The 26,311-nt window shown below is 66.6% G+C and carries 23 protein-coding genes and 1 tRNA gene; 15 read left to right on the forward strand and 9 right to left on the reverse strand.

The features are described from left to right. Nucleotides 1-509 precede the first annotated feature (509 nt). Nucleotides 510-583, reverse strand: a tRNA-Tyr gene (locus C450_RS15910). A gap of 126 nt (nt 584-709) precedes the next feature. Here C450_RS15910 and C450_RS15915 point away from each other — a divergent pair. The 3 genes from C450_RS15915 (at nt 710) to ftsZ (ending at nt 2,770) form a co-directional block, all read left to right on the forward strand. Further along, nucleotides 710-1,237, forward strand: a complete 528-nt coding sequence (locus C450_RS15915; protein ID WP_049910340.1) for a double zinc ribbon domain-containing protein — start codon at nt 710-712, stop codon at nt 1,235-1,237. 205 nt (nt 1,238-1,442) lie between these two features. Beyond that, nucleotides 1,443-1,616 carry a ribbon-helix-helix domain-containing protein gene (locus C450_RS15920; RefSeq protein ID WP_005045191.1) on the forward strand — a complete coding sequence of 58 codons (174 nt, stop codon included), beginning with the start codon at nt 1,443-1,445 and terminating at the stop codon, nt 1,614-1,616. 2 nt (nt 1,617-1,618) lie between these two features. Continuing rightward, nucleotides 1,619-2,770: a cell division protein FtsZ gene (gene ftsZ / locus C450_RS15925; protein WP_005045194.1), complete on the forward strand. Its 1,152-nt coding sequence runs from the start codon at nt 1,619-1,621 to the stop codon at nt 2,768-2,770. A gap of 163 nt (nt 2,771-2,933) precedes the next feature. On the opposite strand, the gene ncsA is transcribed toward ftsZ, so the two are convergent. Further along, the gene (ncsA, locus tag C450_RS15930) at nt 2,934-3,896 is read right to left on the reverse strand and encodes a tRNA 2-thiolation protein NcsA (protein ID WP_005045196.1); all 963 of its coding nucleotides are present in this window, start codon (nt 3,894-3,896) and stop codon (nt 2,934-2,936) included. A gap of 348 nt (nt 3,897-4,244) precedes the next feature. On the opposite strand from ncsA, the gene C450_RS15935 reads away from it, so the two are divergent. Further along, nucleotides 4,245-4,898, forward strand: coding sequence for a DUF7095 family protein (locus C450_RS15935; RefSeq protein ID WP_005045198.1), 654 nt, complete (start codon nt 4,245-4,247; stop codon nt 4,896-4,898). Nucleotides 4,899-4,978: 80 nt separating this feature from the next. Next, complete coding sequence (locus C450_RS15940) at nt 4,979-5,296, forward strand: hypothetical protein (protein WP_005045200.1); 318 nt, start codon at nt 4,979-4,981, stop codon at nt 5,294-5,296. A 26-nt stretch (nt 5,297-5,322) separates the two neighbouring features. Here C450_RS15940 and C450_RS15945 read toward each other — a convergent pair whose 3' ends face one another. Further along, complete coding sequence (locus tag C450_RS15945; RefSeq protein WP_005045203.1) at nt 5,323-6,147, reverse strand: deoxyribonuclease IV; 825 nt, start codon at nt 6,145-6,147, stop codon at nt 5,323-5,325. 65 nt (nt 6,148-6,212) lie between these two features. Beyond that, nucleotides 6,213-7,061, reverse strand: a complete 849-nt coding sequence (locus C450_RS15950; protein ID WP_005045204.1) for a lipoate--protein ligase family protein — start codon at nt 7,059-7,061, stop codon at nt 6,213-6,215. A 142-nt stretch (nt 7,062-7,203) separates the two neighbouring features. On the opposite strand from C450_RS15950, the gene C450_RS15955 reads away from it, so the two are divergent. Together C450_RS15955 and C450_RS15960 are read left to right on the forward strand one after the other, a co-directional pair. Continuing rightward, nucleotides 7,204-8,115 carry a serine/threonine-protein kinase RIO2 gene (locus C450_RS15955; protein WP_005045206.1) on the forward strand — a complete coding sequence of 304 codons (912 nt, stop codon included), beginning with the start codon at nt 7,204-7,206 and terminating at the stop codon, nt 8,113-8,115. Nucleotides 8,116-8,330: 215 nt separating this feature from the next. Next, a complete protein-coding gene (locus C450_RS15960; protein WP_005045208.1) occupies nt 8,331-9,533 on the forward strand; it encodes an MFS transporter in 1,203 nt (400 codons plus the stop codon). A 34-nt stretch (nt 9,534-9,567) separates the two neighbouring features. Here the strand turns inward: C450_RS15960 and C450_RS15965 are convergent, their stop codons facing one another. Both C450_RS15965 and C450_RS15970 read right to left on the reverse strand, forming a co-directional pair. Then, complete coding sequence (locus C450_RS15965; RefSeq protein WP_005045211.1) at nt 9,568-10,020, reverse strand: universal stress protein; 453 nt, start codon at nt 10,018-10,020, stop codon at nt 9,568-9,570. 122 nt (nt 10,021-10,142) lie between these two features. Further along, nucleotides 10,143-10,331, reverse strand: coding sequence for a DUF1328 domain-containing protein (locus tag C450_RS15970; RefSeq protein ID WP_005045213.1), 189 nt, complete (start codon nt 10,329-10,331; stop codon nt 10,143-10,145). 325 nt (nt 10,332-10,656) lie between these two features. Here C450_RS15970 and C450_RS15975 point away from each other — a divergent pair, with 325 nt between their 5' ends. Together C450_RS15975 and C450_RS15980 are read left to right on the forward strand one after the other, a co-directional pair. Further along, entirely contained in the window at nt 10,657-11,247 is a 591-nt protein-coding gene (locus C450_RS15975) for a 50S ribosomal protein L15e (RefSeq protein ID WP_005045215.1), read from the forward strand. Between the two features lie 39 nt (nt 11,248-11,286). Further along, a complete protein-coding gene (locus C450_RS15980; protein ID WP_005045217.1) occupies nt 11,287-11,967 on the forward strand; it encodes a DsbA family oxidoreductase in 681 nt (226 codons plus the stop codon). Here C450_RS15980 and C450_RS15985 read toward each other — a convergent pair. Continuing rightward, a complete protein-coding gene (locus tag C450_RS15985) occupies nt 11,954-13,657 on the reverse strand; it encodes a hydroxysqualene dehydroxylase (RefSeq protein ID WP_005045219.1) in 1,704 nt (567 codons plus the stop codon). The two genes, C450_RS15980 and C450_RS15985, sit on opposite strands and share 14 nt — an antisense overlap. 243 nt (nt 13,658-13,900) lie before the next feature. Between C450_RS15985 and thiD the strand changes: the two genes are divergently transcribed. Further along, on the forward strand, nt 13,901-15,265 hold the full coding sequence (gene thiD, locus C450_RS15990; protein ID WP_005045221.1) for a bifunctional hydroxymethylpyrimidine kinase/phosphomethylpyrimidine kinase: 1,365 nt from the start codon (nt 13,901-13,903) through the stop codon (nt 15,263-15,265). A 19-nt stretch (nt 15,266-15,284) separates the two neighbouring features. Here thiD and C450_RS15995 read toward each other — a convergent pair whose 3' ends face one another. Together C450_RS15995 and C450_RS16000 are read right to left on the reverse strand one after the other, a co-directional pair. Next, nucleotides 15,285-16,322, reverse strand: a complete 1,038-nt coding sequence (locus C450_RS15995) for a pentapeptide repeat-containing protein (protein WP_005045222.1) — start codon at nt 16,320-16,322, stop codon at nt 15,285-15,287. 73 nt (nt 16,323-16,395) lie between these two features. Continuing rightward, entirely contained in the window at nt 16,396-17,064 is a 669-nt protein-coding gene (locus C450_RS16000; protein WP_005045224.1) for a DedA family protein, read from the reverse strand. Nucleotides 17,065-17,152: 88 nt separating this feature from the next. Here C450_RS16000 and mutS point away from each other — a divergent pair, with 88 nt between their 5' ends. From mutS to C450_RS16025, 5 genes are all read left to right on the forward strand, one after another. Then, nucleotides 17,153-19,852 carry a DNA mismatch repair protein MutS gene (mutS, locus tag C450_RS16005; RefSeq protein ID WP_005045226.1) on the forward strand — a complete coding sequence of 900 codons (2,700 nt, stop codon included), beginning with the start codon at nt 17,153-17,155 and terminating at the stop codon, nt 19,850-19,852. After that, nucleotides 19,849-22,023, forward strand: a complete 2,175-nt coding sequence (mutL, locus tag C450_RS16010; protein WP_005045228.1) for a DNA mismatch repair endonuclease MutL — start codon at nt 19,849-19,851, stop codon at nt 22,021-22,023. The genes mutS and mutL overlap by 4 nt, the downstream gene beginning before the upstream one ends. Before the next feature lie 58 nt (nt 22,024-22,081). Beyond that, nucleotides 22,082-23,023 (forward strand): PfkB family carbohydrate kinase, encoded by a 942-nt coding sequence (locus C450_RS16015; protein WP_005045229.1) that lies wholly within the window; start codon nt 22,082-22,084, stop codon nt 23,021-23,023. Between the two features lie 71 nt (nt 23,024-23,094). After that, the gene (locus C450_RS16020; protein WP_005045231.1) at nt 23,095-24,549 is read left to right on the forward strand and encodes a dihydrolipoyl dehydrogenase family protein; all 1,455 of its coding nucleotides are present in this window, start codon (nt 23,095-23,097) and stop codon (nt 24,547-24,549) included. A gap of 381 nt (nt 24,550-24,930) precedes the next feature. Continuing rightward, nucleotides 24,931-26,286: an MFS transporter gene (locus C450_RS16025; protein WP_005045233.1), complete on the forward strand. Its 1,356-nt coding sequence runs from the start codon at nt 24,931-24,933 to the stop codon at nt 26,284-26,286. Nucleotides 26,287-26,311 lie beyond the last annotated feature (25 nt).

A 26,311-nucleotide genomic window follows, 5' to 3' on the forward strand; every position in this document is an offset into this window, starting at 1 on the left:
ATGAGTGCAGGCTCCTCAGAGTGGTTCGGAATACGCTTCGCGTCTTCCGTCATTGCAGGAATCGGTGATTTCCTGCAGGCAGTCAGATTCCGTCGGAATCTGACGACATCACGGGAGAGCTTTGCTCTCCCGAACGACTTCGCTTTGACGATGGATGAGCGAACGAGTGAAACAAGTGGGTAAGTCGGTTGGGGAGGGAGTGGCTGTCGCGGTGCGGTGCTAGACGGTAGTGCCAGTGATTGCACCGCGAACGAGGCCGAAGGCCGAGTGAGCGGGCCGAGGAACCTCCGAGCGGAGCGAGGGGGTGACGACGGCTTTTGGTCCAGATTTTGCCAGCGAGTGAGCGACCGTAGGGAGCGAACGAGCGCAGCAAAAGGTGGAAGTCCGCCCTCCCCGATTTGAACTCGTGAAAACGGTCCGACTCGCTTCGCTCGTCGGCTGCGACTTCCCTGCTCAAATCGGGTCGGTTGGACGTGCTTCCCGCTCGCCGTTGGCTCGCGGAGAAGTAGTCCGCCCTCCCCGATTTGAACGGGGGACAAGCCGATCTACAGTCGGCTGCTCTACCAGTCTGAGCTAAGGGCGGACATGCCGACTAATCCGACTGTCGGACTTAAGAATTGCCATCCCGCCCGCCGTCCGACACGCATCGGCGCACCGCTCGATGGCCGGGAAGATTCAAGTAGCCACGTATCGTGCGGTCGCACGACGGATGAGTAAAATCACGTTCCGCGCCGACGACGAGCTCATCGACGAGCTCGAGTCGCTCGACGCCTCGAAGAGCGAGGCGATGCGCGAGGCGCTCCGGGCCTACCTCGAGAGCGCGCGGGACGCGGACCCCGACAGCCTCGACGATCTCGTCAGACAGCGTGTCGACGCGATCGTCGACGAACGCCTCGATGGTGCGTTTACGCCGTCCCAGCCACAGGATATCAACGTAAACATCGCGCTCGACGGCGCATCCGACGCGTCTGACGCCTCCGTGGACGCGGACGGACCCGAACGTAAGACGGAGGCCGCCGAGGCCGAACCGGACGTGCAAACGGACTCCGACGCGCGTAAAACGTGCGCACAATGTGGCGAGGAAGTCGGTCCAGAGCACGTGTACTGCCCGAATTGCGGGGAGAAGGCGACACGACGGGTGTTCTGTGACTGCGGCGACGAGCTCCGCTCGGACTGGGGATTCTGCCCGAGCTGTGGCCGGCGAACCCCCGCTGCGAACGTGCTCGACGGTGCGTAAACGCTACTGAAGGCCTCGAAACGCTGTTTACGTGGCGATCCGGACGTTCGTCTTACGCTGGCCGGAAGTTTTATTACATCTGGGCTGATTGCATACGCCTGCGTAAGACGGCCGTCTTACACCAGCGCCGATCGATGTCGATGGCGTCTCCGTCGTGCGGTTTCGGCGTGTAAGATGCGCGGTCGCCAAAACGGAGGACCCACATATGGAGCGTGTGACACTACGGATCCCGAAACAGCAGATCGCGGAGGTCGAACAGATGGTCGAACACGGGGAGTACCCGAATCGTAGCGAGGCGATCCGGGCGGCGGTCAGGGAGATGGTCGCCGAGGAGGGTCGGGACGACTCCCCGACCAAGCGACCGTTCGCGAGGGCCTAACGATGCAGGACATCGTGGAATCGGCGCTCGAAAACGCGGAGAAAGAGCAACGTCAACGCGACGAGTCCGATCTCGACGAGTTCGGCGACCCCCGGATCGTGGTGGTCGGCTGTGGTGGTGCGGGCAACAACACCGTCAATCGGCTCCACAACATCGAGGTCGAGGGTGCCGAAACCATCGCGATCAACACCGACAAGCAGCATCTCCAGATGATCCGGGCCGACACCCGGGTGCTGGTCGGCAAATCGCTCACTCAGGGGCTCGGCGCGGGCGGCGACCCCGAGATGGGCGAGCGCGCGACCGAGATGGCCCAATCCACCATCCGCGAGGTGCTCTCCGGTGCGGACCTCGTGTTCGTCACCGCGGGGATGGGCGGCGGCACCGGTACCGGGGCCGCACCCGTGGTCTCGAAGATCGCGAGCGACGAGGGCGCGATCGTCGTCGGGATGGTCTCGACGCCGTTCAACGTCGAGCGCGCTCGTACTGTCAAGGCCGAGGAAGGGCTCGAAGAGCTCCGCAACGAGGCCGATTCGATCATCGTGCTCGACAACAACCGCCTGCTCGACTACGTGCCGAACCTCCCGGTCGGCAAGGCGTTCTCGGTGATGGACCAACTCATCGCGGAGACGGTGAAGGGGATCGCCGAGACGATCACCCAGCCCTCGCTGATCAACCTCGACTACGCCGACATGACCTCGATCATGAACCAGGGCGGCGTCGCGGTCATGCTGGTCGGCGAGACCCAGGACAAGAACAAAACCGAGGAAGTCGTGAAAGACGCGATGAGCCACCCGCTCCTCGACGTCGATTATCGCGGGGCGTCCGGCGGATTGGTCCACATCACCGGTGGCCCCGACCTCACCCTGAAGGAGGCGGAGGCGATCGCCGAGCGCATCACCGACCGGCTCGACCCCAGCGCGAACGTCATCTGGGGCTCGCGCATCCGCGAGGAGTACAAGGGCAAGGTCCGGGTGATGGCGATCATGACCGGTGTCCAGAGCGCTCAGGTCCTCGGTCCCGACGCCCAACAGCAGGCCGACCGGTCGCGTGAAGCGCTCGCGGCCGACTCGTTCGACACGAGCTACGCCGAGAGCGACGGCGGCCGCGACGTGTCGGACCACGATTCCCACGACGATCTCGACGTCATCCGCTGATCCGCGCTTCGGCCCTCCACCCACACGATCCGTTGCTGTCGAATACGATATATATACAAATTCTGTCTGTAACTGTCGGCTGTTCGGACGGCGATTTTGGCAGAAAAGATCACGACAATCGATCTGATACGATCAGCCGTGGCTCCGTGTAGTACACCAATGATTACGCTGCGTGAACGGCCTCGGTGAGCTGGCACGACCGACAGATTTCGCGCGTGGTGGTGCCGCCGCAGCGTTCGCACTCGCCGAGGTCCGGGCCGTCGCCGCGGTAGGCTTCGGCGGCGAGCTTGGCGAACTCCTCGTAGCCCGCCATGATCGAGTGACGAGTGCCGGGATGATTCTCTTCGAGATCGAACAACAACTGTTGAATCTCACCGCGGTAGGCCTCGCTGGAGTGGGGACACTCCGCCATGTGGACGGGGAGATCGGCGAGGTGAGCGTAGAGCGCGACCTCCTTTTCGGGGACGTCTCTGAGGGGTTTCGCCCGGGGAACGAACTCGGTAGTGTTGGTGCGTTCGGGGAAGGGACCGAGGCTCGCATCGAAGTGTTTCGCCATCTGGGCGACATCGCCTTCGAGGACGTTCATCATCGCGGTCTGGGCCTCGTCGTCGAGATTGTGGCCTGTCAGGAGCTTGTCGGCTCCGTAGGCGTCGGCGTACTCGGCGAGCAGCTCGCGCCGGAAGACCCCACAGTACGCGCAGGCGGCCATGTTCTCGGGATCCTTCTCGACCACGCGATCCATTTCGAGATCGAACTCGTCGGCGTAGGTGACGACCTCGTGGGGAATCCCGTGATCGTCGGCGAACGCACTCGCGGCGTCGAGGCTCTCGTCGCGGTAGCCCTCGATCCCCTCGTGGATCGTGAGCGCGACCAGCTCGATCCGGGGATCGTCGGCGAACGTTTCGGTGAGGATCGACCCGAGCACGACGCTGTCCTTCCCGCCCGAGAGACCGAGCAGCCACGTCTCGGGGTCCTGGGGGGTGGCGTCGTCGCCGATGAGGCCGTCCTCGCGGATTCGTCGGCGGACCCGCTTCTCGACCGACGCGCGGAGGTGGTGCTCGCAGAGATGCGCGCCCGAGTACGCCGCGTGCAGCACCGCCTCGCGGTCGCACTTGGTGCAGTCCATATCTCAACTGGGGTGGTACGGCGCTTGACGGTTTCGCCTCCACTTTTTTACAAGGACCCGTTCGCTCGCTCCGCTCGCTCAGGGTCCTTGTAAAAACCTGGACTAAAAACACCCGCTCACTCGGCACAGCCTCGTTCGCGGTACAGTCACTAGCCTTTTCCGCTACCGCACCGCGACGACCACCCCCTCCCCAACCGATTCGCTCCGCTCGCGATGCTCGCTTCGCTCATCCCTCGCGCGAGTCGTGCGCCTGCGGCGCACTCCCGCGCGCCAACCGCTACTACCCTGTCTCCGGCAGGCCAATACGGTCCGGAAACCGTTTTGCATCGTGGGCGGCTACCCTCTCCAATGACCGAGTTCGCCCGCGCCGAGGCCGTCGACCGGATCGAGCGCCTCGTCGAGACGGTTGCAACCGAGACGATGCCCGTCCCGATCCGCGAGATCTGGGTCTACGGCGATCTCGTGCTCGGGCTCGATCCCGTCGAGCGCCTCGACATCTACCTCACGAAGGACCTGCTCTTTCACGGTGACGGCGACCGCGAGGAGGAGTTCCGCGAATCACACGGTGTCGAGGGGATCGGCAAGACGGTGAGCGCCGAGTGGGCCGACGAGCACCCCGAGTTCATCCGCGCGAACCCGAACGGGTACGCCGCCCCCGAGAAGTGTCTCGCGGCCCACCTCGTCGGCGATGAGGAACCGATCCACCTCGAGATCTGCAACGCGAGCTTCGAGGACAACGTGACCCAGCGACTGAAGGGCGCGATGGCGCGCGAGAACTACGAACAGGTCCTCGACCCGCGGGGGGCGTGTCTCTGGATCGACGGCCAGCGCTCGACGGACGCCTTCGAAAAACTCCGCAACGGCGAGTTCGTCTTCCCCACCCTCGCCGAGGCGCTCTCGATGATCGGGGTGGACGACGGCGAGGCCGAGCAAGCTGCCGACGCGGTACGGGACTACCGCGAGCGTCAGGCGGGCGCGACCGTTCGCGGCGACGTGGTCTGACACCCCCGAACCACCGATCTCGATCGACCGCCGCGCGCCGACGGAAACGACTATTGCGACAGACGTGATCTATCGACCCTATGCACGATCGCACGATGACGCGACGACGGGTAGTAGCGCTCTCGGGAACTGCGACGGCGCTCGGCCTCGCGGGCTGTTCGGAGATCGGTCTCGGCGGCGGCGAAGAGGGTGACGGTGAGAGCGGAGAGGGTGGCGACGGTGGGGGCGGAGAAGGAGAGGAGGGCAATGGAGACGGCGAAGATGGAGAAGGAGGACAGGAAGGCGACGGCGGTGAGGGTGGGGGAGAGGGTGGCGAAAACGGCGGCGAGGGCGGAGAAGATGGGGAAGACGGTGGGGGTGGCGAAGACGGTGGAGGTGGCGGCGACGAAGACGGCTAACGGATGGCGACACCCAGCGGCTGACCTTACTCGGCGCGCAGTTCTCGAACCCGGTCGACGTTCCACGCGAAGCCACGGCCGTCCTCGGTCGGTGTTTCGAGGACGAACGGCACCTCGCCGAGCGCGTCGTGGTTGACGATCGCGCCCATTCCATCGTCACCGATCAATCCCTCGCCGATGTGGGCGTGTTCGTCCTTGTTGGTGCCACAGGCGTGTTTCGAGTCGTTGAGATGGATGCAGTGGAGGGTGTCGAGACCCACCACCTCGTCGAACTCCGTGAGCACGTCGTCGACTCCCTCGGGTGTCGAGAGGTCGTAGCCCGCGGCGAAGGCGTGGGCGGTGTCGAGACAGGTTCCGAAATCGGTGTCGGCGCGGTCGCGGACGCCCGCGAGATGGGCGAACTCGCCGCCCAACTTGGTCCCGCTACCGGCATCGCTCTCGATCAACAGGGTGACGTCCGCGGGGATATCGAGTTCGTCGACGGCGCTCGCGGCGTTGTCGAGACCTCCCTCGACCCCTGCGCCGGTGTGCGCGCCGAGATGGACGTTGACGTACTCGATCCCCAAGCGATGGGCGGCGTCGCACTCGGCCTGGAGGCTCCGGATCGACTTCTCGCGGAGGTCGTCTTTGGGTGTAGCGAGGTTGACGAGGTAGGAAGCGTGGATCACCCACGGCCCGAGGTCGGCACCCGACTCGCGGAACGCGGCGGCCTCGCTCTCGGCGATATCGGGACCGGCCCAAACCTGGGGCGAGGTCGTGAATATCTGTCCGCAGTTCCCGCCGACGTCGCGCTGGCGACCCACGGCGTTGTCGACGCCACCGGCGACCGAGACGTGTGCTCCAATGTGCATGGTCCCGCCTCGCCGCCGGCGGGCAAAGGGGCTTCGAAGCCGACGGCCGGCGTACGATACGCCGGCTACTCGGTCGGGTCCTCGCGGTCGGTTGCACCTCGCGCTGCGGTGGGGTCCTCACGATCGCGATTCCACGCCGCGGCGTCGTACTTCGCGCGGGCGCGCTCGCGGGCACGGTCGAGTTCGTCGTCGGTCCACTCGCCGACCTCGGCGTCGGCCCACGCAGCGAGTGATTCCTCGAACGCGTCGACGGCTGCCGCCCGATCCACATCGGTGTGCTCGCCGATCGTCGTCACCCGCTCGCGGAACCGCTCGGCGGTGACCGGCGGATCGTCGAACATCGCGAAGTGACGCTCGGAGCTATCGTCGAACATGACGGATCCATGTTGTATCACGCTGTCGCGTCGGCGGTACTGGGCGTTCCCGCTCACCTTTTGCTCGTCGACCACGACGTCGTGGGCCGGGTTGAGCGCGCGCAGGTAACACGCCGGCTCGAACAGCGCGGGACGCTCTTCGTCCGCGAACGACGCCGAAACCCCGAGTCGCTCGAACCCGGAAAAGAGTGGCTCACAGAGACGTTCGTACGTGTCCATCAGATCGCCAGGCAGCTCCTCGGCGGGCGCGACGATCGAATAGGAGATGTCGGCGTGAGTGTCGTGGTAGATCGCGCCGCCGCCGGTCGGCCGCCGAACCACGTCGATCCCCTCGCGTTCGCAGAACTCCCAATCCACCGTCGCGGGATCTTGGTGATATCCGAGCGAGAGCGTGGCGGGATCCCAGCGGTAGACCCGCAGCGTTCGCGGGCCGCCCTCGGCGGCGGTCTCGGCCGCGATCTCGTCGAGCGCCATGTTCATCGCACCTCGCCGCCGGTCCTCGCGGATCAACCGCCACTCTCGATCGGTGATGTCGGTCATACCGCCCGAACGCAGCGGCGGAACAAATCGATTTGGAGAGCGGAGCGAAGGTCGTTCGAGTTTTATATCGTATTATGTAATTTATGATGGGGTGGTCGCTCACGCGCGATGCTTTTGCCCGTCGCGGGGGTACGCGAAGATGATGGTTCGCAACGTCGCAAGCGAGATGGCGGCGCTCGAAGCCGAGGATTTCCACCTCCTTTCGGGCGTCGAGCAGGGGATGCGGTTCAGCGAGTGGGTCAACCGGGGAAAACTGCCGGAGTTCGCTAATCTCACCGCCGAGAACGTCGACTACCGCCTGGATCGGTGTGCGGACCGCGGGCTGCTCGAACGCCGAACGATACAGTACGAAGGCTACAAGCTCACCTTCGAGGGCTACGACGCGCTCGCGCTCCACACCTTCGCCGAGCGGGGCACCATCGAGGGCGTCGGCGCACCCCTCGGTGTCGGGAAGGAAAGCGACGTCTACGAAGTCCAGTCGTACACCCCGTTCGCGCTCAAGTTCCACCGTGAGGGATACACGAACTTCCGGGAGGTGATGCGCGAGCGCGAGTACACCGCCGACCGCGATCACGTCTCGTGGCTCTACACCGCGCGGAAGGCCGCCGAACGCGAGTACGACGCGCTCGAAACCCTCTATCCAGACGTCTCGGTGCCCCGGCCGATCGATCACAACCGCCACGCGATCGTGATGGAGAAGATCGACGGCGTCGAGCTGTCGAGAGCCGACCTCGACGACGATCAAGTGCTTGGCGTCTGCGATCTCGTGCTCCAAGAAGTCGCGCGTGCGTTCGACGCGGGCTACGTCCACGCCGACATGAGCGAGTACAACGTCTTCGTCGCCAGTGATGGGGTTTGCGTCTTCGACTGGCCTCAGGCGGTCTCGACCGATCACGAGAACGCCGTCGACCTCCTCGAACGCGATGTCGAGAACGTTCTCGGCTACTTCCATCGGAAGTATCCCCGACGGATGGCAGAAACGCCCGATAGCGACGCGATCGCCGACGCGATCACCGACGCGGAGTTCGAATCGATCGACGACGTGGCTCCGTAATAAACTCCATTTTGATATATTGAATCGGTCCGGTGATCCATCCGATCGAACGGTCGACCGAGTACGCTGCTCGTCGTCCTCACGACACTGATGCTCCGACGACGCCTCTGACAACGACAAAATAGTTACGTTAATTCACATCAGCGAACGGTTTTGTTCGAACCGGCCGAGCGAACGACCGTGCAACCGACCCTCCTCGTGGATCGGGTGGAACGATGAGGTTCGGGGGACGGCTCCCCTCACGGCTCGTTCTGAAGTATTACATCTACCAGGCCACGACGACGTTCGGCTTTTTCTGGCCGGTGTTCACGCTGTTCTTGCTCTCGCGGGGGCTCTCGTACACCGAAATCGGGCTGCTGTCGAGCCTCTCGGCCGGGGCGACCGTGGTCGGCGAGGTGCCGACTGGGTATGTCGGGGATCGACTCGGACGGCGCAACAGCCTCGTGATCGGGGCGGTTCTCCTCGCCGTCTCGCTGCTCGGGTTCGTCGTAGTGAACACCTTCTGGGGGTTCGCGGTGCTGTGGGTGCTCTGGGGACTCGGCGGCGCGTTCCAGTCGGGGAGTGCGGACGCGTGGCTCTACGACGCGCTCGAAACCCACCTCGACGAGGCCGAGTACACCCGAGTTCGCGGACGCGGCGGGTCAGTCAATCAGTGGGTAAGTGCGGCGACGATGCTGACTGCCGGCGGGCTGTACAGCATCGACCATCGGCTCCCGTTCCTCGCTGGCGCGCTCCTCGTGCTCTCGATCCCAGTGGTGCTCTCGTTTCCACGGATGGCGACCGATCCCGACGAGGACGACCTGACGGTGTTCGACGCGGTGCCGATCGTCCGCGAGCGACTGACTGCACCGCCGCTTCGATCCCTGGTCCTCTACGTGGCGCTGTTCTTCGCGATCATCCGCGCGGCCGACGAGTTCATCCAGCCGATCGCGACGCGGACTCTTTCACTCCCCGCGACCGGACTCGGACCGCTGTACGCAGGATTCACCGTGATCGCCGCGATCGCGAGCTACTTCGCTGGCGACATCGAAGACCGACTCTCTACCCGCGGGGCCGTGTTGGTCGTGCCGGTGGCGACCGCGATCCTGTTCGTGGTGCCCGCGTTCGTCCCGCTCGCCGCGTTCCCGCTGTTCTTCGGAATGAAGTCGAGCCAGGCGGTGCTCCGACCGATCGTGAGCGGCTACATCAACGACCACGTCGAATCGCTCGGCCGGGCGACGGTGCTCAGCGCCGCCTCGCTGGTGTACGCCGTGGTCCGCCTCCCGCTCCGACCAGTGGTGGGCTGGATCGCCGACCTCACGGCCCCGATCCCCGCGACCGCGCTGCTCGGCGGTGGTTTTCTCGCCAGCGCGGCCGTCATCTATCGCTGGGGGACACCAGCGAGCACCGACTCGTCGGCGGGACAAACCGCAGATTGAGGCGATCCCCTCTCCATCGTTGTCGTGCGTCTGTTCACTCGCCGTTCGGAGGGGATTCGTCGTCCGGCCGAGCAACGAGAACGGAGACCGAGGCGAGCCGGACGACGCGCTCGGCGGTGCTGCCGAGGACGAGTCCTTCGAGGCCGGTGCGGCCGTGGGTGGCCATCACGATCAGATCGGCGGCGTGGTCGTCGGCCGCCCCGATGATCTCCTCGTGGGCCGCGCCGTGGCGGACCTCGCCCGTGGCCGCGACATCGCGCCCTTCGGCCGTCGACACGAGGTCGTCGACGTAGCCCTCGCCGGTGCGCTCCATGTCGTCGCGGACGCCCTCGTCGTACTCGTGGACCGTCACCCCGCTGTCGGGGTCCTCGATGACGTGGACGATCTGAACGGCCGCGTCGTACGTCGACGCGAGGTCGAAGCCGCGTTCGGCCGCCTGGCGTGCGTGGTCGCTGCCGTCGGTCGGGATCAGGATCGTCTCGTACATGGGTCGAATACGCGTAGCGGTCACATATACTGCCGGTGGAACGAGTGTGACACCGGTTCCGGTACTTTGGGGGCGTTCGCGTGCGGTGCAGGCCGGATAGCCGGCCTGCGCCGATTCACCGATCAGAGGAAGAAGGAGACGACTGCGAGGATGATGAAGACGATGACGAGGATCCGCGCGATCTCCATCGAGATGCCGGCGATACCCTGCGCACCGACCACGTACGCGATCAGCGCGAGGACCAGAAACCCGATCGCGAGTTCGATGAACCCGCCGCTCTGTAGTACCGTCCCGGTGAGTGTTGCGAGCATTTCAGACTCTCCCTCCGACGTGCGGGGTTCGTGTGAGCGGCTCGGTACGGCTGGTCAGCGGCGGACGTGTCGGTTGCATCACGCCAGTGCAACCGTCTCCTTGAGGATTCAACTCGAGGCTTGCACCAGCCGGTTGTATAAAAACGACGTCCACGAACCGGACGAGGACCGCGGCGTTCCGAAGCGCTTAACAGCGCCACTGGCGGAGATCCAGTGACTCGCTGGGACGGGCACCGGCGGGCACCTGTGGCGATACTGCAGGTCGGAATGTGGCCAGCGTGGTCCGGTGGACCACGCGGCTGAACCATCAACGCCCGCAGCAACCATGGCACGAAGTTTCTACTCCCACATCGGCGACGCGTGGCACGACGCGGACAACGAGATGCACGAGGAGCTCCAGTGGCAGCGCCTTCAGGAGTGGCGCGACCAGGGCGCGATCGAGCGGATCGACCGTCCCACCCGTCTCGATCGGGCGCGCTCGCTCGGCTACAAGGCCAAACAGGGCATCGTTCTCGCCCGGATCGCGGTCCGGAAGGGCACGGCCCGAAAACAGCGCCACGACGCTGGCCGGCGGACGAAGCGCCAGGGCGTCAACAAGGTCACCCGCCGGAAGTCGATCCAGCGGATCGCGGAGGAGCGATCCAGCCGGAAGTTCACGAACCTTCGGGTACTCAACTCCTACCCGGTCGGCGAGGACGGGAGCCAGAAGTGGTTCGAGGCGATCCTCGTCGATCCCGAGCATCCCGCGATCGAGAACGACGACGACCTGAACTGGATCTGTGCCGACGACCAGCGCGGTCGAGCGTTCCGCGGGCTGACGAGCGCCGGCAAGCAGGGACGTGGCCTCGGCACGAAGGGGAAGGGCACGGAACACACCCGCCCGAGCGTTCACGGCGGCAAGGGTCGCGGGAAGTAAGCCCGACCACTCTTTACTCGCGAGGACGTATCACCCTCGATGAGTCACGACACCGCCGCAAGCGACGCCAGCACCGCCTCGGACGACGAGACGCTCACGATGTACGCCGACTACGTCTGCCCGTTCTGCTATCTCGGAGAGGCCTCGCTGGAGCAGTACCGCGAGGAGCGCGACGACCCCCTCGACGTCGCGTGGCACCCCTTCGACCTCCGGAGCCGCGAGCGTGGGCCGGACGGCGAGATCGATCCGGCGGCCGACAGCGGCAAGGACGACGAGTATTACGAGCAGGCCAGGGAGAACGTCCGGCGACTCCAGGAGGAGTACGACGTCGAGATGAGCCTCGAGATCGCCGAGGACGTCGATTCGAAGCACGCCCAGCAGGCCGCGCTGTTCGTTCGAGAGGAGTATCCCGACGCGTTCGCGGCGTTCCACGAGCGGGTGTTCGACGCGCTCTGGCAGGACGAGCGCGACATCGGCGATCCCGAGGTGCTGGCCGAGATCGCGGCCGACGTCGGACCGACCGATGGCGAGGGGACGGAGATCGACACTGACGCACTCCGGGCGGCGATCGACGATCCCGACCACGAGGCGGCGCTCGAAGAGCGGTTCCGGGAAGCCCAGCAGACGGGCGTCACGGGAGTTCCGACGTTCGCCTACGAGGGCCACGCCGCTCGCGGGGCCGTCCCGCCCGAGCATCTCCGGCGGCTCATCGAGGGCTGAGCCACGACACGATCGACGGGATCTGGGGAGTGAACCGCTGGCCCGCACGGGCGATCGTCCGGCCGGCCTCGCCGGGATGGTCCTGCCCGAGTCGATAGCCGATCTCGTCCTGGCGCTTCGGGGCGTCGAAGACCGCGGGCTCTTCGAAGTCGAACAGCTCACACGGCTCGGCAGCGACGTCCGCATCGGCGACGATCGCGTTCGTGGCGCGCCGTGCGGCCTCGTTCGCGCCCTCCATGCTGGCGAGATCCGTCGTCGTGCGGACGTAGTCGGCGGCGAGCACGAAGTTGTCGGCCGCCGTACGCGCGTCGGGGCGGTGGCGGAGCGAGCGCACGGTGTTGAGCAGCAGCGGTTCGTGGTTCGCCGCGACGGTCCCGTCCGAACCGAACTCGATCGCGGGGTCGAGAAACCAGTCCACGAGGTCGGTCTCGTCGAGGCTGCCGGTTTCGAGATGGTCGTCGAACTGGGCGAGGACTTCGGTCTTGATCTCCTCGGCAGTGCACTCGCGGGCCGGCTTGTCGGAGACGATTCCAGGGGCGTTCCAGTCGGAGATGCAGATCGAGAGGATTCCCTCCACTTGGCCGTCGCCGTAGTCGTCGGGATCGAACTCGCTCCAGAACTGGCGCTGGGAGATCGAGGTAAGCGACCACGGCGCGTCGAGATAGACCCCGTGGCCGTGGACGTCCGTCGCATCCTCGGCGAGATAGAACTGAATGCCGTTCATCCACGCGGTGTCGAGCCCGTCGAGCCGGGAGAGCGACGGTGCGGCCGTCACGAGATCGGGCGTCCGGAGATCGACTATCACCTCGACCGGGACCGCACCGACGTAGTAGTCCGCCTCGATCCGTTGGGTCTCGCCGTTGCGGCCGACCGTCGCGCCGGTCACCCGCTCGGTGTCGGTGTGGATCTCACGGACGGTGGTTTCGGGACGGAGCGAGACCCCGAGATCGTCGAGATACGTGACCCAGGGATCGATCCAGACTTCGCTCGACGGGCCGTTGAGCAGCGAGTCGGCATCGACAGTCGAATCGACCAGCCCCCGGAACAGTTGGAGGTAGACTCGACCGATGGTTCTCGTCGAACTCTTCTCGGGACGCATCGCCACCAGCGACTGGGTAATGCCGTAGCCGAGGAACTTCTGATACGCAGTAGACATGCTCTCGGCGTCGATGAACTCCCACCACGAGATTTTGTCGTACTCCTCGCGCCGGCGACGCTCGCACGAGGTCGCGAACTGGAGCAGCCGGCTCGCGAAGAACGCTCGTTCGCGCTCGGAGATCGCATCGCGCGCGAACAGGTTGCCGAGCATCCGTCGCCAGCCCGAAATCGACTCGGGAGTTTCGGTCGGGAACACCTCCGGTCGGCCGGCCTCGGCCATCAGCATCTGGGTCGTGGGCTCGAGGTTGTCGTAGACGCCGTCGGGATTGTTCCCGTAGGGAATCCGTTTCATCGAGTCGGTGAGGTGGCGGTAGAATCCGGGAAAGAACCGGAAGCCGTGTTCACCGGGTAGCGGTTTCCGATCGTCGGTCGCCGAGTCGGGAACCGGGATGGAACGGGCCTTGCCGCCGAAACGCTCACGCGTCTCGTACACCGTCACGTCGAAGCCGCGCTCGCCGAGTTCCTGGGCCGCGCTCAGCCCACCGACGCCCCCGCCGAGTATCGCAACGGTCGGTATCGTTGAACCCCCCATTGGTCGGTTGTTCCATAACGGGGTTCCGACCCGTAAAACGTTGCGTTGGCGGCTATCGCTACCGAAATCGTGGCTCACGATCGTCGAGCGCCAGCGCTAAGTATCACTCAGTGGTATCTCTGGTATGAGCGATCCTGGCGCGATCGACCACGAGTTCGTCGATAGATGTTGCCAGCCATATTCCGAGTGCGACCCGTTCCGGGGTCCGTTCGGGGTGGATGTGCGGGTGTTGGGGGACGAGGCATGACCCGCGAGCCGGTCCCTGTCTCGCGTCCGGTCGGGCTCACGATCGCGAGCAGCGATTCTGGGGGTGGGGCGGGGATCCAGGCCGATCTGAAGACGATGGAGGCCTGCGGCGTGTTCGGGACCAGCGTGATCGTCGCCACGACCGCTCAGAACACCCAGGGGGTCGAGTCGGTTCACGTCCTCCCGACCGACGAGATCGAGGCCCAGTACACGGCCATCACGACCGACTTCGATCTCGGCGGCGTCAAAACCGGCATGCTCGCCACCGCGGAAGTAGTCGAGACCGTGACTGGCTACGCTCGCGACCTCGACGCCCCGCTCGTCGTGGACCCGGTGATGGTGGCGGCGTCGGGCGACCGACTGCTCGAACCCGCTGGCGAGAACGCCTACGAGGCCCTGATCGAGGAGGCGGCGCTGGTGACACCGAACGCCGACGAGTGCGCGGTGCTCACCGGAATCGAACCTGAGGGCGAGGAGAGCGCGCGCGAGGCGGGCGAGGCGCTGATCGAGATGGGGGCCGAGGCGGCGCTCATCAAGGGTGGACACGTCCCTGGTGAGACGGCGACCGACGTGCTGGTGACGAGCGAGGGACGCGAGGTCTTCGAGCACCCACGAGTCGAGACCAAGGCGACCCACGGTTCGGGCTGTACGCTCGCGAGCGCGATCACCGCACGGCTCGCGGCGGGCGACGCGCTCGATGCGGCGGTCGAAGACGGACTGGCGCTCATGGAGCGCGCGATCCGATACCCACTCGACGTCGGCGAAGGGCCCGGTTCGGTCCACCACCACGCCGACCTCCGGGATCGTGCGGCGCGCGAACCGACCGCCGAGACCGTCGCAAGCGTGGTCGACGCTCTGGTCGAGCGCGACGTCAGCCCGCTCGTTCCGGAGGTCGGGATGAACGTCGTCGGCGCGACGCCCTATGCCGAAACGCCTGGCGAAACCGCCGCGGTCGAGGGGCGGATCACGCGGACGTTCTCGGGCGTGAATCCGAATCGTGGAGTCCGCTTCGGCGCGTCGAGCCACGTCGCCCGATTCCTGCTCGCCGCCCGCGAGTTCGATCCCGCCCTCCGGTTCGCCGTCAACTGCCGGTTCGATAGGGATGTCGAGGCAGCGCTCGACGGGCTCGACTGGTCGGTCGCCACGTACGATCGGAGCGAGGAACCCGAGCAAGTGAAAGATGCTGCGGAAGGCACGATGGGCTGGGGCGCACGCCAGGCGTTCGATCGGTCGGCGACGCCGGCCGCGGTGATCGACCGCGGCGAGGTGGGGAAAGAGGCGATCGTCAAACTCGTCGCGACGGACCGGGAATCGCTGACCGAGCGGGTGTTCTCGCTGCTCGACGCGCTCGAAACCGCCTGAGCGTCCCCTCGTCTCGTCATCAGACGCGCTGGGTGAGCACGAACAGCAACAGCGCCATCAACACCGATCCGAGGAGCGCTTCGACGCCGGCGATCGCCCGCGCACCCGCCCCGATCGGTTGTATGTCGCCGTAGCTGAGCGTGGAAAACGTGACGACACTGAAGTAGAGACCATTGTAGAACACGCGTACCAGCTGGCCCGGTGTCGCCGCGAGAACATCCGCGACTGGCTGTTCGAACCCATACGTTCCGGAGTCCGTGCGCAGCCCACCGGTCAGCGGATACAGGATTCCGGAACACCCCATTACCACGACCGAGCTCGTGACGACCCGTGTGGGGCTGGTTCCGTACCGCATCACCCACCGCGAACCTTCGAGTTTGAGCGCACGGAGGTACTCGCCGCCCGCCCACGCCGCCCGTCTCCGGGTGCTCTTCTCACCGAGATAACACGCCCGCGACCGCTGCGGGAGGGCGTCCTGTTCGAACAGCCGACGGAGTTCCCGGTAGGTCCAACTCGCCGCTTCGAGCGTTGCGACCCGCGTCTCGCGGTCTTCGGCGTCGTCGACGAGGCTCTCGTAGATCACCCGGTCGCCGAAGTCGGTCGCGCGGTCGAGGCGCACGTCGGTGAAGCTGGCGCGGTAGAGCTTCGTCCCGTCGAGACTCGCCTCCCGGAGGTCGATGTCGTCGAACGTCGCCCCTTCCACGTCGGCCCCGTCGAAGCACGCTCGGCGGGCGTCCACCCGATCGAACGTCGCCCGCCGACAGTCCGCGCCGGTGAGATCGGTGCCGCGGAGGGTCGCACCGGTGAAATCCGCTCCGACGAGGCTCCGCCCGCGCAACCACGACGCGCCCGTGAGGTCCGCCCCGCGGAGGTCAGCGCCGTCGAGGCGTTCACCCGGTTCGGGTCGGTGGGAATCGAGCGCCTCGCGCGTCTTGGGGCTGCCGTCGTGCCAGAAACAGCGATCGTCGTCGCCACGCACTGGCCGCCAGCAACGTGCCGTGCCCCGATTCGTGAGCAGTTCCACGTCCTCGACGTAGCCACATCGCGTCTTGGACATCGCTCGGATATGGCCCGAGAATCGTTATAGGCTTTTTAGCCGTGACGGGCGAGTCGCGACCGACGGCAGGCACTCATCGGATCGGAACGTGGCGAGTGAGGGCGTTTCGGGCGATCAGCACGGCGAACAGCCCCACGCCGCCCGCAGCGATCGCGAACACGGGGTTCGAGAGCGCGGCCGTCACGGCGCGGTCGAGCAGCGTCGTCGACCACTGGACCAGCAGTTGTGACGGCAGCACCGCCCGGCCGGTGACGACGAGCGCCGCGATGCCCGTCGCGAAGAGGCCACTCCCCACGGCGGAGTAGAGCGCGAACGTGCCGACGTGCATCCCCGCGACACCGGCGGGGATCGAGATCACCGAACGAACCACCGGCAGGAGGCGACCCCAGAACACCGACGACTCGCCGTACCGGCGAAACCAGCGCCGCGCGCGTGAGAGATCCGACTCGGAAACCCGAACGTACGCACCATAGCGATCGACGAGCGGCTGGTGGGCCGCATCGAAGACGTAGTACGCGAACAGACTCCCCGCCGTCCCACCGGCCGCCACGACGAGGACGAACGCGAGGAAGCTCGCGGGCGTCGAGACGATCGCCGCGGCCCCGACGGGCAGGACGAGCTCGCTCGGGACGAACGGGAAGAGCAGCGAGGTTTCGAGAAACATGAAGACGAACAGCGCGAGCAGGCCGTACTGGGCGAGCAGCGTCGTCGCCGTCTCCTCGATGGGGATCCCGACGAGCATCGCCGACCGTACGCCGGTAGCGCCTTTGACGCTTTCACGTTCCCACCGAACCCACAGGTTTTAGCGCTCGGGCGCGCCGAATGAGGGTATGGCAGAGGGGATCGTCGGGGAGTTTCTCGCGCTCAAAGAAGAGACGGATGCCGACCTGTTGGCGATGCAATGCGGCGATTTCTACGAGTTTTTCGGCGACGACGCCGAGTTCGTCGGCGAAGAGCTCGACCTCAAGATCTCCGAAAAGTCCTCGCACGGCTCGGCCTACCCGATGGCCGGCGTTCCCCTCACCGAACTCACACCCTACCTGAAGGCCCTCGTCGAGCGGGGCTACCGCGTCGCCGTCGCCGACCAGTACGAAGTCGACGGCGGCCACAAGCGTGCGATCGAGCGGGTGGTCACACCCGGCACGCTGCTCGAAACGACCGACAGCGAGGCACGCTATCTCGCGGCGATCGTCCGCGAGGATGGCGGAAACGACGGGGCAGGCGAGGGTCGCTACGGCCTCGCGTTCGCGGACGTTACCACCGGCCGGTTTCACGCCACCGAGATTTCGGGCGACGCTGAGGACGTGCTGACCGAGTGCTACCGGTTCGCACCCGCCGAGATACTCCCGGGTCCTGCCGTGCGCACCGACGACGACCTCCTCGAACGGCTCCGCGAGCGCACCGCGGGGACGCTCTCGCTCCACACCACTGACGCGTTCACGCCGGACACTGCACGCGCGACCGTCGACGAGCAGTTCGGCGGCGCGGCACTCGCCAGCGTCGGTCTCGACGAAGCGAGGGAAGCGATCCGGGCGGCTGGCGCAGTGCTCGATTACGTCGACGCGACTGGCGTCGGCACGCTCGCGTCGATGACCAGGCTCCAGCCCTACCACTCGGGAGAGGGCGTCGCGCTCGACGCGACCACCCAGCGCAACCTCGAACTCGTCGAGCCGATGGGTGAGGCCGGCCGGACGCTGCTCGACACCATCGATCACACCGTGACGAGCGCGGGCGGACGACTCCTCCGCGAGTGGCTGTGTCGGCCGATACGGGCGCGGGCGGAGCTCACCAGGCGAGCCGACGGCGTCGAGGCACTCGCTGCGGCGGCGCTCGCACGCGAGGAACTCCGCGAGGAGCTTGGCGGGGCGTACGACGTCGAGCGGCTGTCGAGCAAGGCGGTGTCGGGCAGCGCCGACGCGCGCGACCTGCTCCGGGTCCGGGATTCGCTCGCCGTGCTGCCGCGGCTCGCCGACGCCGTCGCGGGCTCGCCGGAGCTCGGCGAGTCGCCGATCGCCGACGTGCTCGCGCGGCCGGACCGCGCCGCTGCCGAGGAGCTTCGGGGAGCGCTCGACGATGCGCTCGCGGAGGACCCTCCGGGAGGCGTCCGCGAGGGCGGCCTCATCCAGCAGGGGTACGACAACGATCTGGACGAACTGATCGCAGGCCACGAGGCAGCGCTCGACTGGATCGACGGCCTCGCCGACCGCGAGAAGCGCCGCCACTCCATCACCCACCTCAGCACGGGCCGGAACAAGACGGACGGATACTACATCCAGGTCGGCAACTCCGAGACTGACCAGGTTCCCGAAAAGTACGACCAAATCAAGTCGCTGAAGAACGCGAACCGGTACACCACCGACGAACTCGTAGAGCGCGAGCGAGAGGTGTTCCGGTTCGAGGAGCGCCGGGGCGACCTGGAGTACGAGCTGTTCTGCGAGCTTCGCGGACGGGTCGCGGATGCAGCGCAACTCCTCCAGGATGTCGGTCGCGCGCTCGCCGAATGCGACTGCCTCGCGAGCCTCGCGGTACACGCCGTGGGTCACGACTGGACCCGGCCCGAGCTGGTCGAGTCGGGGCTCGACATCGACGGGGGCCGCCACCCGGTGGTCGAACAGGAGGTCGAGTTCGTCCCGAACGATCTCGAACTCACCGACGACCGCGCGTTCCTCGTGGTCACCGGGCCGAACATGAGCGGGAAGTCGACGTACATGCGCCAGACCGCGCTCATCACGCTGCTCGCCCAGATCGGAAGCTTCGTGCCCGCCCGAAGCGCACGGATCGCGCCGGTCGACGGGATCTACACTCGCGTGGGCGCGCTCGACGAGCTCGCCCAGGGGCGCTCGACGTTCATGGTCGAGATGAGCGAGCTCGCAAACATCCTCCATTCGGCAACTGAGGAGTCGCTGGTGATCCTCGACGAGGTGGGTCGGGGCACCGCAACCTATGATGGCATCTCGATCGCGTGGGCCGCGACCGAGTATCTCCACAACGAGGTGCGCGCGAAGACGCTTTTTGCGACTCACTACCACGAACTCACCGGGCTCGCCGAACACCTCGATCGGGTGGCGAACGTCCACGTCGCGGCGGACGAGCGGGGCGACGACGTCACGTTCCTGCGGACCGTCGAAGAGGGGCCAACTGACAGAAGTTACGGGATCCACGTTGCGGATCTCGCAGGGGTGCCGGAGCCGGTGGTCGGGCGCTCGCGGGACGTGCTCGCGAAGCTCCGGGCCGAGAAGGCGATCGAGGCGCGCGGGTCGTCGTCGGGACAGTCGGTCCAGGCCGTGTTCGACCTCGATGCGGGATCGTTCCGCGGGTCGGCGAGCGCGGACGGTGGCCGGACGACGGACGAACTCTCCGAAGGGAGAACGACCGAGGACGAAACCGTCGACGACTCGCTTGATCCCGAAGCCGAATCGGTGCTCGACGCAGTACAGGAAACGAACATCGACGAGACGTCGCCGGTCGAGCTCATGAGCCGGGTTTCGGCGTGGCAGCAACAGCTCGACGACACGGAGGAAGACGGATGAGCGACGGGGCGGATGGAGGCAAGCGGACGGACGAAATCCACCGGCTCGACCAGGCGACGATCGAGCGCATCGCCGCCGGCGAGGTGGTCGAGCGACCCGCCTCCGCGGTGAAGGAGCTGGTCGAGAACAGCCTCGATGCCGACGCCTCGCGGGTGCGCGTCGTGGTCGAAGCGGGCGGCACCGACGGGATCCGCGTGACGGACGACGGACGGGGGATGACTGCGGAAGCGGTCGAGCGCGCGGTCGAGAAACACACCACGAGCAAGATCGCGGACATCGACGATCTGGAGGCCGGTGTGGGGAGCCTGGGCTTCCGGGGCGAGGCGCTCGCGGCCATCGGCGCGGTCTCGCGGCTCACGATCCGGACCAAGGCTCGGGGAACGAGCCGCGGCACCGAACTCCGGATGGCTGGCGGCGAGATCGAAAGCGTCGAACCTGCGGGCTGTCCGGAGGGTACTACCGTCGAAGTCGAGGACCTGTTCTACAACGTCCCCGCGCGCCGGAAGTATCTCAAACAGGACGCCACCGAGTTCACCCACGTCAATCGGGTGACGACGGGCTACGCGCTCTCGAACCCTGACGTGGCGCTCGCACTCGAACACGACGGTCGCGAGGTGTTCTCAACGACGGGGCAAGGAAGTCTGGAGGCCACGATCCTCTCGGTCTATGGCCGCGATGTCGCGGAGGCGATGATCCTGGTCGAAGCACACGCGGACAGCGAGTCCGACGGTGCGGACGGTGGGAACGACGAGGAACGCGACACCGACGGACCGCTCGACGAACTCTCCGGGGTCGTTAGCCACCCCGAGACGACCCGCGCGAGCCCGGAGTACTGCTCGGTGTTCGTCAACGGCCGGTACGTGAGCGCGACCGCGGTTCGGGACGCGATCGTGGAAGCCTACGGCGGCCAGCTCGCGCCCGATCGGTACCCGTTCACCGTACTCTTCCTCTCGCTGCCGGCGGACACGATCGACGTGAACGTCCACCCTCGAAAGCGCGAGATCCGCTTCGCCGACGAGGCCGACGTTCGTGAGCAGGTCCGGACGGCGGTCGAGGACGCGCTCATGCGTGAGGGCGTGGTCCGCTCCGGCGCGCCACGCGGTCGATCGGCACCCGACCAGACTGAGATCGAACCCGAGAGCGGGGATGCAGGGCCGCCCGACGACGGTGGTGAGTCGGCGAGATCGGACCGATCGACCGACGCCGACGACTCGGCGTCCCGATCGACGGAACCACCCGACGCGCGGGACACGACGAGGACGGATCTCGACGACTCCGGGACCGAAACGACGGGGACCGAACCCGCCGACGCTGGGCCCGAACACCCCTCGACGAACGAATCGAACGTGCCGACAGGGCCGGAGCCGACGGAGGCCGAGACGACGGTATCCGACCAAACAGCGGGCGATGCGGCACGCGAACCGATCGGCGAACCGCCCGCTGCCGGCGATAACGACGCTGGCGACGGGTCACGACGTCCAGCGGAACCTGGGAAGTTCACCGACGTGGCCGAACAGACCACGCTCGCCGGCGATCGGGTGCCGGACGATCACGCGTTCGATCGGCTTCCGCGACTCCGGGTGCTCGGACAGCTCCACGACACCTACATCGCCTGCGAATCGCCCGATGGCCTCGTCCTGATCGACCAGCACGCTGCCGACGAGCGGATCAACTACGAGCGTCTCCGGGAGCGCGTCGCGGGCGAGACGGCGATTCAGGAACTCGCCGACCCCGTCGAAATCGAACTCACGGCGGCGGAGGTCGAGCTGTTCGAATCGTTCGCCGACGCGCTCGCCGAACTCGGGTTCGAGGCCTCACGGGCCGACGATCGGACGGTCGAGGTGCGGGCGGTGCCGGCGGTGCTCGACGGTGCGGCCGATCCCGATCGACTCCGGGACGTACTCTCGGGGTTTGTCGGCGACGAAGAGCCCGAGGCATCGATCGAGCGCGACGCCGACGCGCTGCTCGCCGATCTCGCGTGCTACCCCTCGATCACGGGCAACACCTCGCTCGCCGAGGGGGACGTGATCGACCTCCTCCGGACGCTCGACGACTGCGAGAACCCCTACGCCTGTCCGCACGGTCGGCCGGTCGTGATCGAGGTCGGGAACGACGAGCTCGACGACCGCTTCGAGCGCGACTACCCCGGTCACGCCGGCCGGCGGGAATAGCGCCACTCGATACAAACGGATCACGGGCGTTAATATAGAACGTCGCGATTGCGAAACGATGGCTGACCTCCTCACGTTCGGTGCGGCGATCCTCGAACTCACCACGCCCGGTCGCGAGCGCCTCGCAACCACCGATCGGCTGGAGGTCGCGGCGACGGGGTCGGCGGCGAACGCCGCGGTGACTGCCGCCCGGATCGGGAGCGACGCGACGTGGCTCTCGAAGCTGCCCGACACCCACCTCGGCCGGCGCGCTGCCGCCGGGATCGCCTCTCACGGCGTCGAAACCGAGATCCACTGGACCGACGAGGGCCGTCAAGAACTCGCCTTCGCCGAGCGGGCGGGACCGCCGCGCGGGAACGCCCGCATCGTCGATCGGGCGTCGAGTGCGATCGCGTCGGCGACGCCCGACGACCTCTCGCTGTCGGCGGTCGGCGATCCGGGGATGGTGTTCGTCGACGCCCTCCTCCCGACGCGCTCGACGACGCTCGCCGACACGACCGCGACCTTCCTCGCCGAGACCGGTGCTGCGGGAGCGGAAGCCGTGCTCGGACTCGGTCGCCAGGAGCCGTCGGCGACGGTCGAAGCGACCCAGAACCTCCTCCCGGCGGTCGACACCCTGATCACGGCGGAGGCGGGCGCGGCGGCGCTCGGCGATCGTGCGGACCCGACCGAAACCGCCCACGCGCTGGCGGCCGAGCACGATCTCGAAACGGTCGTGATCGCGCGCGACGAGCGCGGCGGCGTGGTCTGGCACGATCGGACCGTCCACGAGCGCGCGTCCCCCGCGACCGAAACGGTCGACGAGCGCGGCGCGTTCGACGCGTTCTGTGGGGGATTTCTGGCTCACCGGGCCGCGGGAGCCACGGCTGACACGGCGCTCGAAGCTGGGGTTGCGAGCGCGGCGCTCGCACGAACCGTTCCCGGGCCCGTCCCCGCGATCACCGCCGCGGAGGTCGAGCGGTGTACCGCGTCGATGGCCGAGCCCGGGATGAGCGAGTGATGCGCCGCCGAGCGTGTGCCGCCGCGGCCAGCACGGACAACGGCTAAGCCGATCGGGAGCGTGGAACTCCCATGCACGTCGTGATCGTCGGCGCGTACGGCAGCGCGGGAGTCGCGGTCGCACAGGAACTCGTCGAGCGACGGGACAGCCCCGAAGACGTCGAACTCACGCTCGTCGACGACGGCGAGCCGGGCGGCGGGCTCTGCATTCTCCGTGGCTGTATGCCCTCGAAAGAGGTGCTCTCGGCGGGCGCACACCGCTTTCAAGCTCGCCACGACCACCGACTCTCGGGATCGCTCCCCGACGTCGATCTCGAATCGGTGGTCGAAACCAAGAACGAGCACACGTCGAACTTCGCGGCCCACCGCCGGAGTTCGGTCCACGACCTCGCCGAGCGCGAGAACGTCGAATTCCTCCACGAGACCGCGCGGTTCGTCGACGACCACACGGTCGCGGTCGGCGATCGGACGATCGAGGCCGACTATGCCGTGATCGCCACCGGTTCGACCGTGAACGTGCCCGACCTCCCCGGGATGGGGGAGGTCGAGTACATGACCAGCGCGGACGTGCTCGATAGTACCGAGTTCCCCGACAGCGGGGTCGTGATGGGCTTTGGCTACGTCGGGATCGAGATGGTTCCCTACCTGAGCGAGGCGGCGGGGATGGACCTCACCGTGATCGAGCACGACGCGCGTCCGCTCGACGAGGCCGATCCCGCCTTCGGCGACGCGCTGCTCGATATCTATCGCGAGGAGTTCGGGATCGAGGTGTTGACCCACACCTACGAGCAGTCGGTCGAGGCGACAGCTGACGGGGGCGTGCGCCTCCACGTCGAGCGCGACGGACAGGATAAAACGGTCGACGCCGACCAGCTCTTCCTCTTCACCGGCCGCCGACCGACGCTCGACGGACTCGGGCTCGAAAACACGACACACTCGATCGGCACCACCACGGTCGGCGACCGTGACGAGCCGGTGCCGCGACCCGAAGTGGGTTGGGTCGGGCCGACGATGCAGGCCGCCGACGATCCCCAAACCTTCGTGGTCGGCGACGTCAACGGCCGGGAACCGATCCTCCACGTCGCCAAGGAGCAGGGGTTCACTGCCGGGCGGAACGTCCTCGCCCACGCCGCTGGCGAGGAGCTCGAAGCGTACGAGAACGTCCACCACCACGTGATGTTCTCGGGGCTCGGCGTGTACCCGTTCACGCGGGTGGGCCACTCCCAGGCGACGGCCGAAGAGGCGGGTTTGGAGGTCGTGACCGCGACTCGCGAAGCCGCCGACGACGGCGTGTTCAAAACCAAGGATGTTCCCGAGGGCCTGGCGCGCCTCGTGGTCGACGAAGAGGACGGCACGGTGCTCGGCTACCAGGGCCTGCACTACCACGCCGACGTGATGGCGAAGACGATGCAGGTGATCGTCGAGGGCGGGATGGACGTTCGCGAGATCCCCGATCGGGCGTACCACCCGACGACGCCCGAGATTCTGGACGGGTTGTTCCGCGAAACGAGCGACCAGTTGGAGTGAGGCTGTCACAACCGTTATTGACGGACCTATCAGCAGCTACTGGTTTCGCGTCTTTGTAACAGCAGTCGGCGACGATTGCCGATTCGCCCGAACAGAATCCCGATTCAAATGAGAACCGCAGGCCACTCCCTCCCCAACCGATTCCTTCACTTCGTTCGCACCGCTCACTCCGTTCAGTCATCCCTCGCGCGAGTCGTGCGCTCCGCACACTCCCGCGCGCCACCGCGTCCCGGTCGGAACCTGATCCCGAGCAATCCAACTTCCAAGACTCGGACAGCGGGATGGATAGCAGGTCTGTGTGAACTGTAGTCGCGTGTAAAATATAGTCATACGAATCGCTACGCGGGAGTGATTTATTCCGCCGGCCTCCGATTCCTGAGCATGGCAAGCGAGCCCGCGAGCGTTCGCGACCGTGTTCGGGAGCTGTTCGCACTCGAACGCGACGTGCTCGTGCTCTCGGTCGCGATGTTCGCGTTCAGTCTCGGCTTCCAGATGACGAGCCGGTATCTCGGGGAGTACATGGTCGCGCTCGGCGCGAGCGCGTTCATTGTGGGGCTGTACGGCACGTTCTCGAACGTCATCAGCGCGGTCTACCCCTACCCCGGTGGGGCGATCTCGGATCGGATCGGCTCGCGGTACGCGCTCACCGTCTTCGGCCTCCTCTCGGCGGTCGGCTTCGCGGTGTGGCTCGTCGCACCAGCCTTCGGCGCGCTCGCCATCCCCCTGATCTTCGTCGGGCTCGTGTTCGCCCAGGCCTGGAAGTCCTTCGGGCTGGGCGCGACCTTCGCCATCGTCAAACAGAGCGTCTCGTCCGCGCGGCTCGCGGAGGGGTTCGCCAGCACCGAGACGTTCCGACGGACCGCGTTTCTGGTGGGGCCGCTGCTCGCGGCCGGCGTGTTTGCCACCCTTGCCACGACGGATACCGGATCAATGACCGATCCACAGGTGGTCGAAGCGTTCGTCGCCATCCTCGCGATCGCGTTTGTCTTCGCTGTTCTGGGGACGCTCGCCCAGCACGTGCTCTACGACTCGGCTGGCGATGATTTCGGCAAGAAGTTCGAAGGGATCTCGCAAGTCGCCGACGACCTCCGGAACCTCCCCCCGGAGCTCCGCCCGCTGCTGATCGGCGACACGCTGGTTCGCTTCGCCAACGGGATGGTGTACGTCTTCTTCGTGATCGTCGTCACCCGGTTTCTGGGCGTCGGCCTCTCGGTCACTCTTCCCGTTGTGGGGACCGTCGATCTCTCGCCCCAGGCGTACTTCGGCGTTCTCCTCGGGATCGAGATGGCGGTCGCGCTCCTGACGATGATCCCCGTCGCGAAGCTCACCCGACGGGTGGGGCTCAAACCCGTGGTCGCGGTCGGGTTCGCGGTGTACGCGGTCTTCCCCGCGCTGCTCATCGCCGCGCCGCCGGACGCGGGGGTGCTCGCGGCGCTCTTTGCGTTCTCGGGGCTGCGCTTTGCGGGACTGCCCGCGCACAAGGCGCTCATCGTCGGCCCCGCGGAACGCGGTGCAGGCGGACGCGTCACCGGCTCGTACTACCTTGTCCGTAACGTCGTCGTGATTCCGAGCGCGGCGCTCGGCGGCGTACTCTACGGCGGGTTGGCGGTGCCAGGCGTCGGGCAGGTGCTCGCTGGGAGCCCACCGCTCGCGTTCGGCACAGCGACCGTCGTCGGCCTCCTCGGCACGGGCTACTTCCTCGTCTTCGGCGAGGAGTTCGCGGTCGCCGGTAGCTGATCACAGGAGAGGGGACCGAACGATC

Source organism: Halococcus salifodinae DSM 8989 (assembly GCF_000336935.1).
Lineage (GTDB): Archaea > Halobacteriota > Halobacteria > Halobacteriales > Halococcaceae > Halococcus > Halococcus salifodinae.